General features: G+C 33.8%; 16 protein-coding genes. 3 read left to right on the top strand and 13 right to left on the bottom strand.

Translation table 11 applies throughout. The annotated features are described in order from the left end of the window. Positions 1 to 80: 80 nt before the first annotated feature. Positions 81 to 566: a hypothetical protein gene (locus NNL09_RS04420; RefSeq protein ID WP_196909250.1), complete on the top strand. Its 486-nt coding sequence runs from the start codon at positions 81 to 83 to the stop codon at positions 564 to 566. Here the strand turns inward: NNL09_RS04420 and NNL09_RS04415 are convergent. The 12 genes from NNL09_RS04415 to NNL09_RS04360 all read right to left on the bottom strand — a co-directional run bounded on the left by NNL09_RS04415 (position 556) and on the right by NNL09_RS04360 (position 12400). Continuing rightward, positions 556 to 1269, bottom strand: coding sequence for a TIGR04283 family arsenosugar biosynthesis glycosyltransferase (locus tag NNL09_RS04415; protein ID WP_231389156.1), 714 nt, complete (start codon positions 1267 to 1269; stop codon positions 556 to 558). The genes NNL09_RS04420 and NNL09_RS04415 overlap by 11 nt on opposite strands. A 75-nt stretch (positions 1270 to 1344) precedes the next feature. Then, entirely contained in the window at positions 1345 to 2094 is a 750-nt protein-coding gene (locus NNL09_RS04410) for a DUF547 domain-containing protein (RefSeq protein WP_025663394.1), read from the bottom strand. Between the two features lie 381 nt (positions 2095 to 2475). Further along, on the bottom strand, positions 2476 to 3384 hold the full coding sequence (locus tag NNL09_RS04405) for a DUF547 domain-containing protein (protein ID WP_196909249.1): 909 nt from the start codon (positions 3382 to 3384) through the stop codon (positions 2476 to 2478). Between the two features lie 306 nt (positions 3385 to 3690). Next, on the bottom strand, positions 3691 to 5196 hold the full coding sequence (locus NNL09_RS04400) for a hypothetical protein (RefSeq protein ID WP_025663392.1): 1506 nt from the start codon (positions 5194 to 5196) through the stop codon (positions 3691 to 3693). Between the two features lie 180 nt (positions 5197 to 5376). Continuing rightward, positions 5377 to 6495 (bottom strand): histidinol-phosphate transaminase, encoded by a 1119-nt coding sequence (locus NNL09_RS04395; RefSeq protein ID WP_025663391.1) that lies wholly within the window; start codon positions 6493 to 6495, stop codon positions 5377 to 5379. A 100-nt stretch (positions 6496 to 6595) separates the two neighbouring features. After that, positions 6596 to 7714, bottom strand: a complete 1119-nt coding sequence (locus NNL09_RS04390) for an inorganic phosphate transporter (RefSeq protein WP_025663390.1) — start codon at positions 7712 to 7714, stop codon at positions 6596 to 6598. Between the two features lie 149 nt (positions 7715 to 7863). Next, positions 7864 to 8832: an arsenosugar biosynthesis arsenite methyltransferase ArsM gene (gene arsM, locus NNL09_RS04385; protein WP_196909248.1), complete on the bottom strand. Its 969-nt coding sequence runs from the start codon at positions 8830 to 8832 to the stop codon at positions 7864 to 7866. Positions 8833 to 8930: 98 nt separating this feature from the next. Next, positions 8931 to 9743: a purine-nucleoside phosphorylase gene (locus NNL09_RS04380; RefSeq protein WP_025663388.1), complete on the bottom strand. Its 813-nt coding sequence runs from the start codon at positions 9741 to 9743 to the stop codon at positions 8931 to 8933. Between the two features lie 8 nt (positions 9744 to 9751). Then, on the bottom strand, positions 9752 to 10357 hold the full coding sequence (locus NNL09_RS04375) for a TIGR04282 family arsenosugar biosynthesis glycosyltransferase (RefSeq protein ID WP_025663387.1): 606 nt from the start codon (positions 10355 to 10357) through the stop codon (positions 9752 to 9754). Further along, positions 10354 to 10851 carry a rhodanese-like domain-containing protein gene (locus NNL09_RS04370; protein ID WP_196909247.1) on the bottom strand — a complete coding sequence of 166 codons (498 nt, stop codon included), beginning with the start codon at positions 10849 to 10851 and terminating at the stop codon, positions 10354 to 10356. Before NNL09_RS04370 ends, NNL09_RS04375 begins: the two co-directional genes overlap by 4 nt. 18 nt (positions 10852 to 10869) lie before the next feature. After that, positions 10870 to 11937: an arsenosugar biosynthesis radical SAM (seleno)protein ArsS gene (gene arsS / locus NNL09_RS04365; RefSeq protein WP_196909246.1), complete on the bottom strand. Its 1068-nt coding sequence runs from the start codon at positions 11935 to 11937 to the stop codon at positions 10870 to 10872. A gap of 127 nt (positions 11938 to 12064) precedes the next feature. Further along, positions 12065 to 12400, bottom strand: coding sequence for an arsenosugar biosynthesis-associated peroxidase-like protein (locus NNL09_RS04360; protein ID WP_024771685.1), 336 nt, complete (start codon positions 12398 to 12400; stop codon positions 12065 to 12067). A gap of 281 nt (positions 12401 to 12681) precedes the next feature. Here NNL09_RS04360 and NNL09_RS04355 point away from each other — a divergent pair, with 281 nt between their 5' ends. Together NNL09_RS04355 and NNL09_RS04350 are read left to right on the top strand one after the other, a co-directional pair. Continuing rightward, the gene (locus NNL09_RS04355) at positions 12682 to 13692 is read left to right on the top strand and encodes a LacI family DNA-binding transcriptional regulator (RefSeq protein WP_196909245.1); all 1011 of its coding nucleotides are present in this window, start codon (positions 12682 to 12684) and stop codon (positions 13690 to 13692) included. A gap of 34 nt (positions 13693 to 13726) precedes the next feature. Beyond that, positions 13727 to 15430: a glycerol-3-phosphate dehydrogenase/oxidase gene (locus tag NNL09_RS04350; RefSeq protein WP_254514206.1), complete on the top strand. Its 1704-nt coding sequence runs from the start codon at positions 13727 to 13729 to the stop codon at positions 15428 to 15430. Positions 15431 to 15435: 5 nt separating this feature from the next. Here the strand turns inward: NNL09_RS04350 and NNL09_RS04345 are convergent, their stop codons facing one another. Further along, positions 15436 to 16317, bottom strand: a complete 882-nt coding sequence (locus NNL09_RS04345; RefSeq protein ID WP_025663382.1) for a phosphatase PAP2 family protein — start codon at positions 16315 to 16317, stop codon at positions 15436 to 15438. Positions 16318 to 16321: the final 4 nt, after the last annotated feature.

The raw sequence follows: 16321 nt of genomic DNA, 5'->3' as shown, positions 1-16321 counted from the left end.
ATTTAATTCTAATTTTGGTATTTGGGTATACGCAACCATTTTTTATGTCTGTTATCTACTAAGTATAAAAATATATACAGATGAAATCGTTTTACCTTATTTTAATTTCCTTCACTTTTTTGTTTTTGTCCTGCAATAACGATGATGATACTACAGAAAATACTATTGAATCTTTAGTTTTTGGCAAATATGCTGGAGAATGCCTTGAAAATTGTTTTACTGTATTTAAAATAGATACAGAAAAAATAACAAAAGATACTACTGTAAAGCACTACACCAACGACTTTACATTTAAAAACTCTTTTGTGTATTCTAGAGAAGTATTCGAAAAATATAATTCATTATTATCCAGTATTCCTGATGAATTAAAAAATGGAACTGGCAAGTCATATGGGTGCCCAGATTGCGTAGATCAGGGAGCATTTTATTTAGTAGTACAAATGTCTGATGGAAAAATAAAGAAATATAACATCGATGTAGATAATACAGAAGATCAAAGTACAGAAATCGTAGTGTTTAAAAATAAGATTACCAATACTATTGAAGAACTAAGAGTTATAGATTAACAACCTTTTCTTTATAGTACCGATATAAATCTTCAGAAGAAGCTCCCATCCATTTTCGCATATGAATATTTAAAAAGTGATATTGCAAACGCCAGACACCAATCTCTTCATAACGTCTGGCAGAAGTAATCACGTATTTAGGGATGATTACAAACTGTTTGATGGCAAACAGTCGGTCGACAAGGTCATTATCTTCATAAACGATAAAAGATTCATCATAACCTTCGATTTGTTGAAACAGCGTTGAGGTTATAAATTGACTCTGATCACCACCTCGACATCGCTTACTTTTAAATTGTGTTAACCACCCAAGAAAACGTAACCACCAATGATTAGAGTCAAATTTCATCCTAAAACAACCCGCATTATTTCCTTTTCTTACTTCTGTTATGATATCATTATCAAAACCTTGCGGAGGAAAAGAATCTGCATGAAGAAAATACAGAATATCACCTTTTGCAGCATTACCTCCCGTATTTAATTGTTTGGCACGACCCTTTTTTGATGTAAGAAGCCTAATCAAAGTTGATTCGTTCTTTATTATGGTATTTACAATATCTTGAGAATCATCATCACTACCACCATCTACAATAATAATTTCTTTTATATTTTCTTTAGTATCACAAGATCTAATTAAGTGAGAAATCAAACGACTAATTGTTTCTGCCTCGTTTAAAATGGGGATAATAATAGATATTTTCAATTTTACTAAGAATTCGATTATACTGTAAATTTACTCATTTAAGCTCCAATCATATTCTTTATTCTCTTTTTGTTTTTAATCTAGTACAACTGCCGAAGGATAATCTTTTGACTGTTCATTTAATCCCCAGTTGTATTCTTTATACCCTTTCTTTGGTTGTTTTTCAATTTTTATTGCAGCATATCTGTTAATAAAATCCTTAACATCACCTCCATTTACTTTAAAATCTCTTTTATACCAGCTAAATATTTTCGAAACTATGACTTTGTCTTTTGTAATTGTGTTTCGGGTAGGATCATTAATAAATTTTTCAGTTTGGCTATCCAAAGCACTATTAAGGTTGTCTGCAGTATAAGCTCTGTTCCATACCACAGGGCAAGAAATCGAAGCACAATTAATGGCAAAGTGGATTCTTGGATCCCCAAATTTTCTTAGAATCTTGTGTTCTAACTCACCCAAACTATACCATACTCCATCAATTTTGAAGAATTTTTTACCCCAGGGATCTTCAAGATCTTTGATACTTTTTAATGGGTAACTATCTATAACAAGTTTTATAGTATAAGCATTGTAAGCATTAATCCAATACGCTAATTTCTCTTCTCTTGTCCAATTTTCTTGAGGCGGATTATCAGAAAGTTGTTTAAAATATCGGTATAATTGAGAACTGTCTCTCATAAAACCATTATAATCCACTTTTCCATCATCAGATACATTTAGTAGTAATGCTTGATCCCAAATGGTGTGATCAAAACTGTTTTGTGATTGAATCTGATTTAAAGATAATATTGCGAATAGTATTATTATAATTTTTGGAGCTTTCATTTTTTTAGGTTTTTAGATGGTTATTATTTAATTTTTATCAACTCTTTTTTTAAAATCTATGTTTTTAGTAGAGAATCAGGAAATGAACTTACAGTTAAAATTTAGTTTTAGCTGATTTTTGGGAGAATGATTAGAAGTGTAAAGTATAAAGAGAAGAGGTAGTTTGTGATTTAAAAATAGAATTTAAACACCTGATTATCAGTAATTAATGATAGTGTTGGTTTTTTAAATAACTAGAGTAGCTCTGCCAGTATTAGATTAAGGTTTTTTAGGTAAATTTTAACTTTTTAAAAAGCCAGAATCAACTACTTATTTCCTCTTAAATTTTGGATTGGAATAAGAATTTAGACAATAAATGAGTAAAATATTATAAGTGTTTTACTATTCGTTTAAACTCCAATTGTATTTTTTGAAGCTCTTTTTCGCATTAGAACTAATAGTAATTCTAGAATATTTATTTAAAAAATGAATCAAAGAACCTTCGGTTTTAAAATCTTTTGCAAACCAGGTAAATATTTTAGAAAGTTGAATACTATTAGGAGTTATTGTATTTTGTTTAGTATCATTGATAAAGTTAATCGCTAATTTTTCTAGCTCATGACCTACATTTTGAGCTGTGAACGCTTTGTTTAATAATGGAGGGCAAGAAATCGAGGCACAATTGATACCAAAATGAATCCTGGGATCTCCCATTTTTCGTAAAATTCTATGCTCTACATCATTAAGAGTATACCATTTGTTTCCTAGTTTAAAAAAACGCAAATCCCATGGTTCCTTAATGTCTTTAATACTTTTTATAGGATAATTGTCCAGGATTAATTTTACAGTAAATGCATTATATACATTTATCCAATATGCCAAAACATCAGATTTACTCCAGTTTTCTGCGGGGATATTTTTACTTAATGCTTCTAGATATGATTTCAATACAAGGTAATCTTGTTTAAAACCGATATAACGTACAGTGCCAGTAGGAGAAACATGCTTCTGTAGTAAATCATTCCACGATTGATGATTAAATGCTTCAATGATACCAACTTTTGGATCTTCTTTTGGTGTTACTGTTTGTTTTTGTTGCTGTGAAACTTCTTCAACTTTAACTTCTTCGGGTTCTACTTTTTTAATCGCTGTATCTGGTGCTTTTTCTTCTATTGGAACAGTAACTGTAGGAGAATTTTCCTTTTCTTCAGGTGTAGTATACTCGTTGGGAGTAGTATTTTGAATGGCTTTTTTACTTCCGCCGCAGGCAACAAATACACAAATTAATACGATAAAAAATAGGTTCTTCATTTGGCAATCACTTTTTAATTTAACTAAGATACATTTCCTGTTGGATAAAACTCTGACTACGATGAAGATTCTCTGAAAAACTAAACGGTGACCTACTTTTTGATATTTTTTTATTTTGAAATTCGCCAATTCGAGTGCCTCAACTTTGGGTCAAGTATATCGAGAATAGAGTTTTGTAATAAAAACCCTTTTCTCGATAGTTCTGTTAAGCTTGTCGAAGAACTTTGGTTAGAGTTTGCTTCGACAAGCCTAGAGTGTGATGTAGAAGTGTTATTTTAATTTCATTAGATCGAAGGTTCTGGATGATCAATCTGTATGAATCTCTAAAGGATCGACTAAGTTATCTGAAGTATCATCATTAGGATTAGTTCTAACATAGAACCCAAAATCGGCCTCTACACCATGTACATTCGGAATCTCCATAATACCATTCTTTAATAATCTACCCAATTCTTCGGGATGAAGTCGATACCCGCTAGCCAGGTTAATCATTCCTACAGAAGAACCGTGGGCTCCTTCTATTTCGAATACATCGTGTTCTACATTATCTATTTCATCGCGATTAAGTCCTGAAAAAGCAAGAATACTATGTGTGTAATGTCCATTAAGAACCCAGGAATCTTGTCCAAAATCCATAAAAGGAACTTCATCTTCTCCAGAAAGCCCTCCGACATTACCAATCATGTCCCGAAGTGCTTCACCAACCTCTTCTCTAAAAGCTCCTCGTACAAGATCTGGTGCTTCATCTGCCTCACTAATTTTTGGAGCAATCAAAGTGGCGTCAAGTATCCAGCCAATAGGCCCTAAAACAAATAAAAATGCTCTCAACAATTTTATATACCAAGGGATGTCTACATCAACATCAATTCCACTAGTAAATACATTTACAAATCCATCATGCCAGCGAATAGAGCCTTTTACATTATAAAATTTTCTGAAAAATAGAAGTAAAACCCCATCCCATTCTATGGTTGCTCCCGATTTTTCGGCTTCACCACTTATCTGAATTCCTAAATCATGCATACTCATTTGCATAGCATTTATGGTAGCTCCTTCAATACTTTCTCCTACTTTTTCTTCTGCTTTTTTGGCCAATACAGTATCCATAGCATCTCTGGATATAACAATTTGAATTCCGGTGTTTTCTGGAACTATAGAATGGTTTTCAGGCATTTGAGCAGATTCTCCAGGTAATGCTAATGTGGCGATTAATGCAGGAGTAGTATCCAACATCGTACTATCGTTTACTTGTGGATTTTGTGGCTGTCCCGGTGGAAACCCAACCTGTACATGTTCTATTTGTGAGATAGCTCCTAGATAGAAATCAGTATTCCAGGTGGATCGGTTAGGAATTTCATCTTCTTCAAAAACAGACCCTTCTATTCCTCCGATCAGCGAATTATAAATAGGGATATCCATATTTTGTAAGATATCATCGATTAAACCAGTAGCAAATGTACCTACAAGTCCACCGATATCTTCTGGAGTAGCTTCTTCTACTTCATCAACAGATAATGCTGCAACGGGAGATGAACCAGAAACACTTCTTACAAAAGGTCTAAGTTTCATCCAAATATCAAATGGAGAAGCATCAGAATCTCCATTCTTAAACTCACCAGTAATATGCAAACCTAGCCTGGCATTGTTAGTGGCAGGCTCTCTAACCTCTATTGTTGGTTCATTGATTTGAATTTGAATATCTCCAAATTCAAATGATGAAGGAATAACTTCTGTAGCATATAAATGAGTAACTATCCCCTTAATAATATCTACGTTGATACCAACTGCAATTTTTACTTCTCCTAAGTCCATACTCGTTTTTTTTGTTGTTAATATTGGAACTTAAAATAAAGTATTATACAAATAGTGATCAAGGGGTAAAAGACTAATGTTTAATGGGTTAATAGACTATTTGTAGTGTGTTATGCGATTTGTTTCTTTAAAAATTATGACTTTAAATGTAGGGCCTAATCTGTAATAATATCATATAAATTACTCATAAAGACTGGCTAACGCCTGGGTAAATAGTGTGACCTCTTCGATAGTTCCTGTACTTATTCTACACCAATCAAAGAAAGGAGGAAACGGTCGACCAATTAAGACTCCTTTTTCTAACATTTCTTTATGTAATGTGCGTATATCTTTTCCAGATTTAAAGAAGATGAAGTTGGTATGCGATTTTACATAAGGTAGTTTAAAAGTATCCAGAGTTTTATAAATCATTTCTTTTGCTTCCCGAGTCTTTTGTAGGCTGAAATTATAAAATTCCTTATCATTTAGTGCTTCTTTAGCTGCAGCAATAGCGGGAACATTGCTATAGGCCACCATATTTCTTCGAAGCTTTTCTGCTAAAGCCGGTTTTGCAATAAGATAACCGATACGAAGACCCGCCATACCATATACTTTCGAAAATGTTCTGGATACGATGACATTTTTTTCTTGTTTTACGAGTTCGACCATCGAGGGATAATTAGGATCTTCGATATAGTCATAATAAGCTTCATCACTAAATAAAATAGTCTTATTACTAATAGCATCACAAAAATCTATTAGCTTTTTTGAAGGAAGAATAGTAGAGGTTGGGTTGTTGGGATTACAGAGAAAAACTAGTTTTGTTTTTGAAGAAATTCGTTTTTCGATCTCAGCCATATCGTACCCTTTATCATCACCCACCGGTACCCAGTTTACGGCTGCTCCCCATTGCTTGGCATATGTCATCATAGCCAGAAAAGTAGGCTTTCCTGCAATAATTTCTCCTCCATTTGCAGCAAAAGTAAGCCCCGTGATTTTTAATCCTTCTGTAGAACCACCGCAGATGATAATATGATCTTTGGTTACTCCTTCTTTTTGAGCTAAAATTGTAGCTAATTCATCGGCATAAGCATATGGATATCGACAGCTATGATCAAAAGCAGCTATAATGGCTTTCCTTACCTTTTCTGAAGGGCCATAAGGGTTCTCATTAGAACTTAATCGTATATGTTTTGATAGTGATCTGGGATTAAATGTGTTGATTTCTTCTAATGTTAGCGCATTAGTGATACCTATACCTCCTAATAATGCAAAACTCCCTCCCAACGAAGTAGATTTTAACCATTGTCTTCTATCCATGATATTTTATCTTTAAAATGATTTGCTTTCTAAAGATAACAATTTATTGATTTTAAAGTTCTTATGGATTTAATTAAACTTCGTAAGTTTTGAAATTTGACTATAGTATACTTTGAAGTAACTTAAATAATAATCCACTAGCAATAGCTGCTATCGGAAGTGTGAGCACCCAGGATAATAATATTTTAGAAATCATCTTAGGATTTGCTTTTTTGGTTACGGTACCAATCCCAAATATAGAACCAACAGATACATGTGTTGTAGAAACGGGTAAGCCATGAATACTTGCTGTGGTTACTAATAGACCAGTAATCATATTAGCAGTAAATCCTTGGCCAGAATTCATAGGAGTGATTTTTTTACTCATAATAACACCAACTTTTTTGGCATTTATAAGTCCTCCCAATGCCATTGTAATAGCAACGGCTATCATCCCCCACTTAATATCCAAAGCATTAATAATCAATAATAACCCTACAATTTTAGGAGTATCATTAAGTCCTCGTGCAAAACTAACAATCCCGGCACTTAGGTAATGTAAACTGTCTAATATTTTCTGTGAATTAACACCTAATAATTTTCCATTATAGGTCTCTACTTTGGTGTGGCGGATAGAAGTTGTAATCTTGGTTTCTGCAGCAACTGTATTCATATGATGTGCAGAAACTGGTATGGCCTCTGCTTCTTGTTTTTTATCAATATAGATACCACTGTTTTTTGTGATATTAAGTTTTTTCCTGATATATCTAAACATGATATACAATAATAAACTTAATACGGCTGCCATTAATGGACTTACAATAAGAGGAACTAAAAACGTTTTTCCGAGTTTTGCAAAATTAAACTCGGCACCAATGGCCATTACTCCAGCACCAAAAAGGGCACCTACAAGGCTATGAGTTGTTGATATTGGCATTCCTATTTTTGTAGCGATAAATACGGTAAAAGCAGCTCCAAGGGCAATAGAGATTGCAAAAATTGGCATCTGGATTAATTCATTAGGTACCAGTCCTTTTCCAGAAAAATTTTTTACCAGTTCTTCTGCTAAAAAGATAGCAGCGACAGAACCTGAGAATGTTGTTATTGTAGCCCAATTTATTGCTTTTTTGTAATTCGTAGTTCCACTTCCGAAGAGTGTGGCAACGCCTTTAAAATTATCATTAGCACCATTACTATACGCCAAAAAACAAGCAGCAATAAAAAGAAGAATCAATATCATCGAGATGTATGTAGTTAAGAATTAATTGTTCATAATCCGACGTATTGTTTTGAGTTACCTTACAGTATCGATAAAAGAAAACAAAAAAAGAAGCCGAAGGCAAATACTTGTCTTCGACTTCTCTGGTTATAGTTAATTAGCCTTCGCTTTTAACAGCATCCACCTCCATCATAATGGTAGGTAGATTCGCTAATAAATATATCATCTCTGTTTAAATCAGCTATAGCACTAGCGGTTTTATCGCATATTGCTATTGGTTGATTTTTTAGTAATACGTGCCCTTTTTTATCATCAAAATAATCTTCGTCTCCGTAGTATATTGCTGCTTTTCCTGTAAATACACAAGGGCCATCTTTTGGCATTGGATCTTTGATTGCTGCTACTTCTATAGATTCAATGTAGATCAATTCATCGGTATTATAATGTTTTGGATCCAAAATTCTGTAAGGCTTACGCGCTCTGATTTCTATAGTACCAAAACCTACATCAGTTAGTGCTTTTACATATTCTGCAATAGGTAAACTTCCGCTTAAGCATAAAGCTCTTAGTCGCTCATCGTTACGTAGTGTATCATTCATTGGTTGTTCGCAAGTTGGATCACTCATAACTAATCTTCCATGTGGTTTTAATACACGATACATTTCTTTGATCGCCTTTCGAAGATCATCTGCCTTAAAAATATTAAACAAACAGTTTTGTGCAGCAACATCGATACTATTATCTTCTACAGGAAGATTAAGAGCATCTCCATATCTTAGATCAACGAATTCACTTTTAAACCAGTCATTTTGAGCTTCGGCTTCTTCAAAATTCTTACGAGAAGCATCCAACATTTCATTCACAACATCGATACCTATAACACCACTTTTCTGACGAGAGAAATAAGAGAATTGCAATAATTCCATTCCGCCTCCAACGCCAACATATAAGACTTTGGGAGAATTAGTTAAGTCACGTGCATTTACCGTACTACCACAACCATAGTTCATTTCCTGCATAATTTTAGGAATCTTAAGTCCAGGTAGTTCCCAAATGGGGTTAGTGGTACAGCATAAACCTATATCTGGGGTTAATGCTGCTTCTTTATACACATCGTGAGTGGTATTTAAGTAGCTCATATATTAATTTTTGTCGTTTCCAATTAAGAAGGAAATATAAGTTATTTTGGGTTATAATCAGTTTTGTCGGAAAGTGGAAAAAAAACTTTCACTACCGTTTACAATGATTTTATTAATTCTTTAAATAATAGGATCATTTCTGGCTCTGCTTTTCCTGCCATTGCAATAATTTCATCGATATTGATTGGTTTTAGATCGTCGGGATCACATTCGTCGGTAAGAACAGAAACAGCAGCTACAGACAGATCCAGATGATTAGCGACAATCACTTCGGGAACAGTACTCATTCCTACTGCATCGGCACCGATAATTTTAAGATATCGATACTCTGCACGAGTCTCGAGTTGAGGACCCACTACAGAGGCATATACTCCTTTGTGAAGATTGATGTTATTTTCTTTGGCAATAGATTCGAGTTTTGCATTTATATCTGCATTATAAGGAGCACTCATATCTGTAAAACGACTTCCTAATTGTTCTACACCTTTAAAAGCCAGAGGCGAGCCTCCTTGTAAGTTAATATGATCATCGATAAGCATTAATTCTCCTTTTTTGAAATTGAGATTAACAGCTCCAGAGGCATTAGAAACTAATAAGGTTTTGATTCCCAGTTTATGCATAATACGCACCGGATAGGTCACATCCTGAAGCGAATATCCTTCATAAAGATGAAAACGCCCCTGCATAACGATTACATTTTTGCCTCCTAGTTTTCCATAAATTAGTTTTCCTTTATGAAATTCTACAGTAGCTGTCGGGAAATTAGGAATATGATTATAACTTACTTCTTTAATGACCTCTATTTCATTAATTAATTGTCCTAACCCTGTTCCTAGTATGATTCCTATTTCAGGATTTTCAAAGCCTTTTTTCTGAAGGAATTCTGTGGTTTCTTCGATGTACTTGATCATATTGTTTGTTAGCTTAGAAATTTTTGAAAAACTGCAATGTCTTTAATATCTTCATAATAATCAATATCATTGCGTTCTTCTAATAATTTTAGGTTTTCGTTTTGAATATTTTTTAATGTATCCTTAAGAACAGTTTCTGTTCCCCAGGTTTTGTTTTTAAAAACTTGTGAATTTAAGGATTTCATTCCAAATAAATAGTATCCTCCATCTTCTGCGGGGCCAATTACATACTCATGAGATGCCAAAGCCAGAAACGCATTTTCAATATCTTTTTGGGTTACATCATACAGATCACTTCCGATAATGATAATATTTTGATATCCATTAGCAAAACCTGCTGCAAAAGCATACTCCATTCGCTGCCCCAAATCATCTCCCACCTGTTGTTTTTTGGTATAAATCTCAGGATTCCAAGAGTCATTATCTCTTATTTTTACAGAATAATGAACTTCTTTATGAACATCTAGATTTTTAGTAATTTCAACCGTATGTTGTAGCAGAAATTTATAGATATCCAAAGCTGCCTGATCCCCAATAGTGGCTGCCAGCCGAGTCTTACATTTACCCAATTCTGGATTTCGGGTAAAGATTAGAAGTAGATTTTTTTCTTTCAATTTGAATAGATTTTTTTTCCTTTAAATAGCCATTTACTCCATTCTTCAGAATAGGTATGAACTTCATCTGTTAATTCTTCTTTAGCGTTTAGAATAGGCATGCCTCTATTTTTCCATTCAAAAATACCCCCATACAAATTATAAACATTAGTATATCCAGCTTTTTTAAGCTGTTCTGAGATATCTTCTGATCGAATGCTAATACTGCAATAGACGACTATATGTGAGTCTTTTGGAATATGTTGTTTTGTAATAGAATCTATTTTGAAGTTATCATATCCAACATGAATTGCTTCTTTTAAATGACTGATCTGATATTCTTTTCTCTCTCTTGCATCCAGTACTAGTACTGTATCCTGAATAGTTTTTAATGTTGAAACCGATATATAAGGAATACTTTGGTTATTGTATAGACGTAGTAATTCATCTAATGAACTCTGAGCACTAGCTATAATAGAAAAAAATAATGATATTGAAAGTATAAAAATCCTCATTTTGGGTTTCAAGAAATATTAGGCTACTGTTCCCTGACAACTACTTCCTGCTCCCGCTGTACACCCATAACAATGTTGCGAAATGATAATATTTCTGTCCTGAAGTAATTCTTCGTTATACTCACTTATATGTTTTACTTTACTGGCTACTTTAAGATCTAACATCTGATTAAAATCACAATCATATAACCATCCATCCCAACTTACAGAGATTGTATTAGTACACATTACATTTGCTACAGCATCCGGATTATACGCTTCTACCAAAGCATACATGTAATCTTCATAATTTTCTGAAGCAATTAGGTAATCCAAAAACCTGCTAATGGGTAAATTGGTAATTGCAAAAAGATTATGGAATTGAATATTGAAATCTTCTAACAATGCCTTTTTAAAATCTTTCTCCATTGATGCCTGATCTCCTGGTAAGAATGCTCCCGAAGGATTGTATACCAAATCTAACCTTAAGCTACTACCCGGCATACCATACCCTCTGTCATTAAGCTCCTGAAGTGCTTTTATAGATTTGTCAAAAACACCATTACCACGTTGCTTATCTGTTTTTCCTCTGGTCCAGTGGGGCATAGAAGAGACTACATGTACATTATGTTTTTTGAAAAAATCAGGAAGATCATAATATTTTTTATTTGCTCTAATAATCGTAAGATTACTACGTACAATAAAATCTTTGATTCCTGCTTTACTTGCTTCTTCTACAAACCATCTAAAGTTAGGATTCATTTCGGGAGCTCCTCCTGTTAAATCCAAAGTATGAGCCCCGGTTTTTTTTATAACATCCAGGCATTGCTGCATGGTTTCCCTAGTCATAATTTCTTTACGATCAGGACCCGCATCTACATGGCAATGTTCACAAACCTGATTGCACATATACCCTACATTAATTTGCAAAATTTCTAACTTATTAGGGCGCAAAGTAGAGTGACCGATTTCTGCAATTTTATCAGAAAACCGAGGGAGTTCACCACTAGCAAAAATACCGTTGTTTAGGATTTCTAGTTGTCTGTTTGCATTTGCTAACTGATCATTTCGTTTATGTAAAGATTGTTTTGATTTAACTTCTGACATCTTCTGTTCTTGGGTTATATTTCTTTTGGGGCTAATCTAATTTGGGCGATCTTTTTTGGTTTCACTTCCCTCAATACAAGCTAATATTTAGACTCATAAAGCTTTGCTTCTATACATCCAAATTTACCTACATAGAAAGCTTATCATATTTATTCATCATCTGTACTCCATGAACCAAAGTAGCGCCACTTTCTATAGCAGCACCTGCATGTACTGCTTCCATCATTTCTTCTTTTGTAATCCCTCGTTGTAGTCCGTCCTTGGTATAAGCATCAATGCAATAAGGGCATTTTACAACATGAGAAACAGCAAGTGCAATTAATGATTTTTCTCGAGCACTTAGCGCTCCTTCTTCAAAGACCTTACCGTAGTAATCAAAGAATTTAGTACCTAATTCTTCACTCCACTCAGTGATTTTTCCAAATTTTCTTAAGTCGGCAGGGTCATAATATGTTTTTGACATATGGAATTATTTTTTTTGAGTTACAGACATGCAATATTATGTCGTTGATGGTATGTTATACTTACATTAGAAATTGTTTATTTCTTTAAAAAGTATGCGAATTCTTAAAGATATGTAAGATAAAAAACCCTAATTAATAAATGAACTATTTTTTTGGCAAAAATATAGGAATTACACTACAAACTCATCACTATATTAATATTACGTTAAGAAAAAAGCTTAATTTAGGCGTTGAAGTTCGACAGTTCTTCTTCTAATACTATGAAGTCAAAATTGAAGCTATGAGGAAAAAAGTAACCCTAAAACAACTTGCCAGAGAATTAAATCTTTCTATTTCTACAGTTTCAAAATCGTTAAAAAACGACTCAGAGATTAGTCAAAAGACTATTACCAGAGTGCATGAACTTGCAGATTTTTATAATTATAAACCAAATGCTCTGGCGGTAAGTTTAAAAAGCAATAAAACCAAAACTATAGGAGTAATACTACCCGAAATTCTTAATCATTTTTTTGCAAAAGTACTTTACGGAATTGAACAGGAAGCTTCAGAAAATGGATATAAAATAGTGACCTGCATTACAAACGAATCGTATAAAAAAGAAGTAGAATATGTAGAGATGTTAAACTATAGTAGTGTTGATGGATTTATTGTATCACTGAGTCAGGAAACTCAGGTTCTCAATAAATTCGAACATTTCAAAGAGTTAAAAAGAGATAATGTACCGATTGTAATGTTTGATAGAGTTACAGAAGAGATCGATTGTGATAAAGTGATTGTTGACGATAAACAAGCTTCAAAAACAGCTGTAAAATATCTCATTGATACAGGTTGTAAAAAGATAGCGGTAATTACAACAATTGGTGGTCTAAGTGTCGCCAATTTGCGTTTAGAAGGAGCAAGAGAAGCTATAGGTGTTAATGATCAGGTATCCTTAATAGAATTGGTGGTAAAAGACTCTAATAATAATGAGCAAGAAATAGAAAAATTTCTTAAAAATAATGATATTGATGCGGTTCTTGGATTAGATGAGACGGCTGCTGCTATCACTATAAATATGTCACATAAGTTAGGGTACAAAATCCCTGAAAATATTTCGGTTATTGGGTTTACCGATGGTTTGTTGTCTAAATATTCGTATCCAAAACTTACAACTGTTTCTCAACATGCAGAGGACTTAGGAGTAAAAGCTGCCCAGATTTTAGTAAACCAATTAGATGATTTTGTTGAAAATCACAAAACCAATACCGAAATCGTTAAAACATCTTTAATTTTAAGAGATTCTACCCATTAAAATATTAGCAGAGGTAAACATCTAAACAAGTATAGTGAATAAAGATAAGGGTACTGCAAAAGAAGAAAATTCGATTAGATTTTCGGTTTTAGACCGTGATATGCAGTTGCAAAATGCAAAAAATGAAACGTATGATCTTGTTGTGATCGGAGGAGGAGTTACAGGAGCAGGAACTGCATTAGATGCTGCTTCTAGAGGTTTAAAAGTTTGCCTGGTAGAGAAGAATGATTTTGCCTCGGGTACCAGTAATAAATCTACTAAACTTATTCATGGCGGACTTAGATATCTAAAACAAATGGAAATCGGCCTGGTTAAAGAATCGGGAAGTGAACGGGCAATAGTACATAAGTTAGCACCACATTTGGTAATGCCAGAAAAGATGTTACTTCCTATTATCGAAGGAGGAACATACGGTAAGTTAATGGCATCTGTAGGATTAAAAATTTATGATTTTTTGGCTAATGTAGAAGGTGATGACAAGCGAAAAATGCTTACTGCGCAAGAAACATTAAATAAAGAACCTTTGCTTAGCGAAGAAGGACTTACAGGAGGAGGATACTATGCAGAATACAGGACAGATGATGCACGACTTACTATAGAATTGCTAAAAAAAGCAGCTTTTTTTGGTGCTAATAGTATCAATTATTGTGAAATGACTTCTTTTAATTATAATGAAGAAGGTAAGATCAAAAGTCTAAAATGTATAGATCATAATACAAAGAAAAGCTTTTCAATTCGATCTAGAAGCTATATTTCTGCAGCAGGGCCATGGGTAGATTTGCTAAGAGAAAAAGATCACTCGATGAGTAGTAAACATTTGCATTTGACCAAAGGTGTGCATCTTGTTTTCTCGAGAGTCCGGTTTCCTCTTACACAATCTATTTACTTTGATGTGCCAGATGGTAGAATGATTTTTGCTATTCCCAGAGGAAGAGCAACATATGTAGGAACCACAGATACTAATTATAATGCAAACCTTAATCGGGTAGTCGCTACAAAACAAGATGCAGACTATTTACTGAAAGCAGTAAATCACATGTTTCCCGATTTAAAACTTACCAGAAATGATATTGAGTCGAATTGGGCGGGATTACGTCCCTTAATTCATGAAGATGGTAAAGACCCTTCAGAATTGTCTAGAAAAGACGAAATCTTTGTGTCAAAAACAGGATTAATTTCTATAGCAGGAGGAAAACTTACCGGATATCGTAAAATGGCACAACGTGTAATTGATACCGTACTTAAAACAATGAGTAATAAAACGAGTAGTAAGTTTTCTGAATCACATACACAGAAAATACCACTTACCAGTACACCTCTTAAAGATACCGAAGAAGTACATGCATACCAGTATAAGATTATTCAACAACTCAAAGCTTTAAAACTAGAGGATTTTTATTATGGTTGGTACCTTACTTCGACTTATGGTAAACAAGCAGATATTATTATAGATAATATGAAGCGTTTTTCAAATGATGAAATGATAGAACGATTGATACGGGCAGAACTGTGGTATTGTATTCACTATGAAATGACCAATGGCTTAGCAGATTTCTTTGTAAGAAGAACGGGGAGACTCTATTTCAATATTAATAGTGTTCATAAATATCGAATATTGATTCAAGAAGATATTGTTGAATATTTAAACTGGGATGAAATTCGTATCGAAACCGAAAATAGATATCTTGATTTGTTATTACAGGATGCTACTACTTATTATGAAAAAGAATTTATGTAAATAGGTTAAAACCTACCAACAACGCCTATTTGCCCTACACCTACTCGTAAATTCCATCGAATTTTATGTTTTTTAGAGCCAAAAGCATAACGTTTATCCTTCTTTAGATAATTATCAACACTGTCAACAATAAATACACTCATTACTATTCCAAGTGTTACGTCGGTCAACCAATGTGCACCATCCCACAATCGCGAAACTGGAGTGACCAAGCCTAGAGCATAAATTCCACCTTTTACAAATAAGTTATCAAATTGTTTAGCAAATGCATGTGCTGTAGTAAACGCCAAAATTGCATGCCCAGAGGGAAAAGAATGATATCCAGCTTCATTAGACCAAAAACGGAAACTTAAGTTCCCTTCACCTTCTAATGGTCGTGCACGACCCACAGCAGTTTTACCTAATGTTTGAAGAAGCCCTCCCGCAGTTGCAGATGCAATAAGAAGAACACCAGTTCGTCTGATTTTTTCATTTTTTGTAATAAGTCCTAAAGTATAAACGCTAGTAGTTAAACCATAGTTTAACAATGGTTTTCCAAATCTAAAACCGGCTTCTTTTATAAGGTCGGGAACCCCATCGCCTTGTTTTCTGAAAACATCATTGGCAGGCTCATCTACTGCCAAAAGAATGGCATTCCCGGCAATAACTCCACCAAAAGTTAACCAGTCTTTTCCTTTCCACCTTAATGGACTTGTATAAACATGTTTTACACCACCATATACAGACACACCATCATGTTTTATCATTTGCCAGGTGGTCATTTTGGACTTAGTGTCTAGTGTATCACCAACATTTTGAGAATCTTGCATGTCATGAGAATCCTGAGCGTAAATAGAGAATGTAGAGGCTAATAAAATGCAGATTAGCAGTGATTTAGTGTACTTCATAGTA

The sequence above is a fragment of the Aquimarina sp. EL_43 genome, from assembly GCF_943422735.1.
GTDB classification, from domain to species: domain Bacteria; phylum Bacteroidota; class Bacteroidia; order Flavobacteriales; family Flavobacteriaceae; genus Aquimarina; species Aquimarina megaterium.
Note: the sequence above shows the minus strand (reverse complement) of the source record. Positions and strands in the feature narration are given on the sequence as shown.

What these genes read in the sequence shown, in the direction of transcription:
- NNL09_RS04405 (WP_196909249.1), bottom strand. Translation starts at nt 3,384, where the DNA reads ATGAAGAACCTATTTTTTATCGTATTAATTTGTGTATTTGTTGCCTGC.
- NNL09_RS04395 (WP_025663391.1), bottom strand. Translation starts at nt 6,495, where the DNA reads ATGGATAGAAGACAATGGTTAAAATCTACTTCGTTGGGAGGGAGTTTT.
- NNL09_RS04370 (WP_196909247.1), bottom strand. Translation starts at nt 10,851, where the DNA reads ATGAGGATTTTTATACTTTCAATATCATTATTTTTTTCTATTATAGCT.
- NNL09_RS04355 (WP_196909245.1), top strand. Translation starts at nt 12,682, where the DNA reads ATGAGGAAAAAAGTAACCCTAAAACAACTTGCCAGAGAATTAAATCTT.
- arsS (WP_196909246.1), bottom strand. Translation starts at nt 11,937, where the DNA reads ATGTCAGAAGTTAAATCAAAACAATCTTTACATAAACGAAATGATCAG.
- NNL09_RS04410 (WP_025663394.1), bottom strand. Translation starts at nt 2,094, where the DNA reads ATGAAAGCTCCAAAAATTATAATAATACTATTCGCAATATTATCTTTA.
- NNL09_RS04345 (WP_025663382.1), bottom strand. Translation starts at nt 16,317, where the DNA reads ATGAAGTACACTAAATCACTGCTAATCTGCATTTTATTAGCCTCTACA.
- NNL09_RS04420 (WP_196909250.1), top strand. Translation starts at nt 81, where the DNA reads ATGAAATCGTTTTACCTTATTTTAATTTCCTTCACTTTTTTGTTTTTG.
- arsM (WP_196909248.1), bottom strand. Translation starts at nt 8,832, where the DNA reads ATGAGCTACTTAAATACCACTCACGATGTGTATAAAGAAGCAGCATTA.
- NNL09_RS04390 (WP_025663390.1), bottom strand. Translation starts at nt 7,714, where the DNA reads ATGATATTGATTCTTCTTTTTATTGCTGCTTGTTTTTTGGCGTATAGT.
- NNL09_RS04360 (WP_024771685.1), bottom strand. Translation starts at nt 12,400, where the DNA reads ATGTCAAAAACATATTATGACCCTGCCGACTTAAGAAAATTTGGAAAA.
- NNL09_RS04400 (WP_025663392.1), bottom strand. Translation starts at nt 5,196, where the DNA reads ATGGACTTAGGAGAAGTAAAAATTGCAGTTGGTATCAACGTAGATATT.
- NNL09_RS04380 (WP_025663388.1), bottom strand. Translation starts at nt 9,743, where the DNA reads ATGATCAAGTACATCGAAGAAACCACAGAATTCCTTCAGAAAAAAGGC.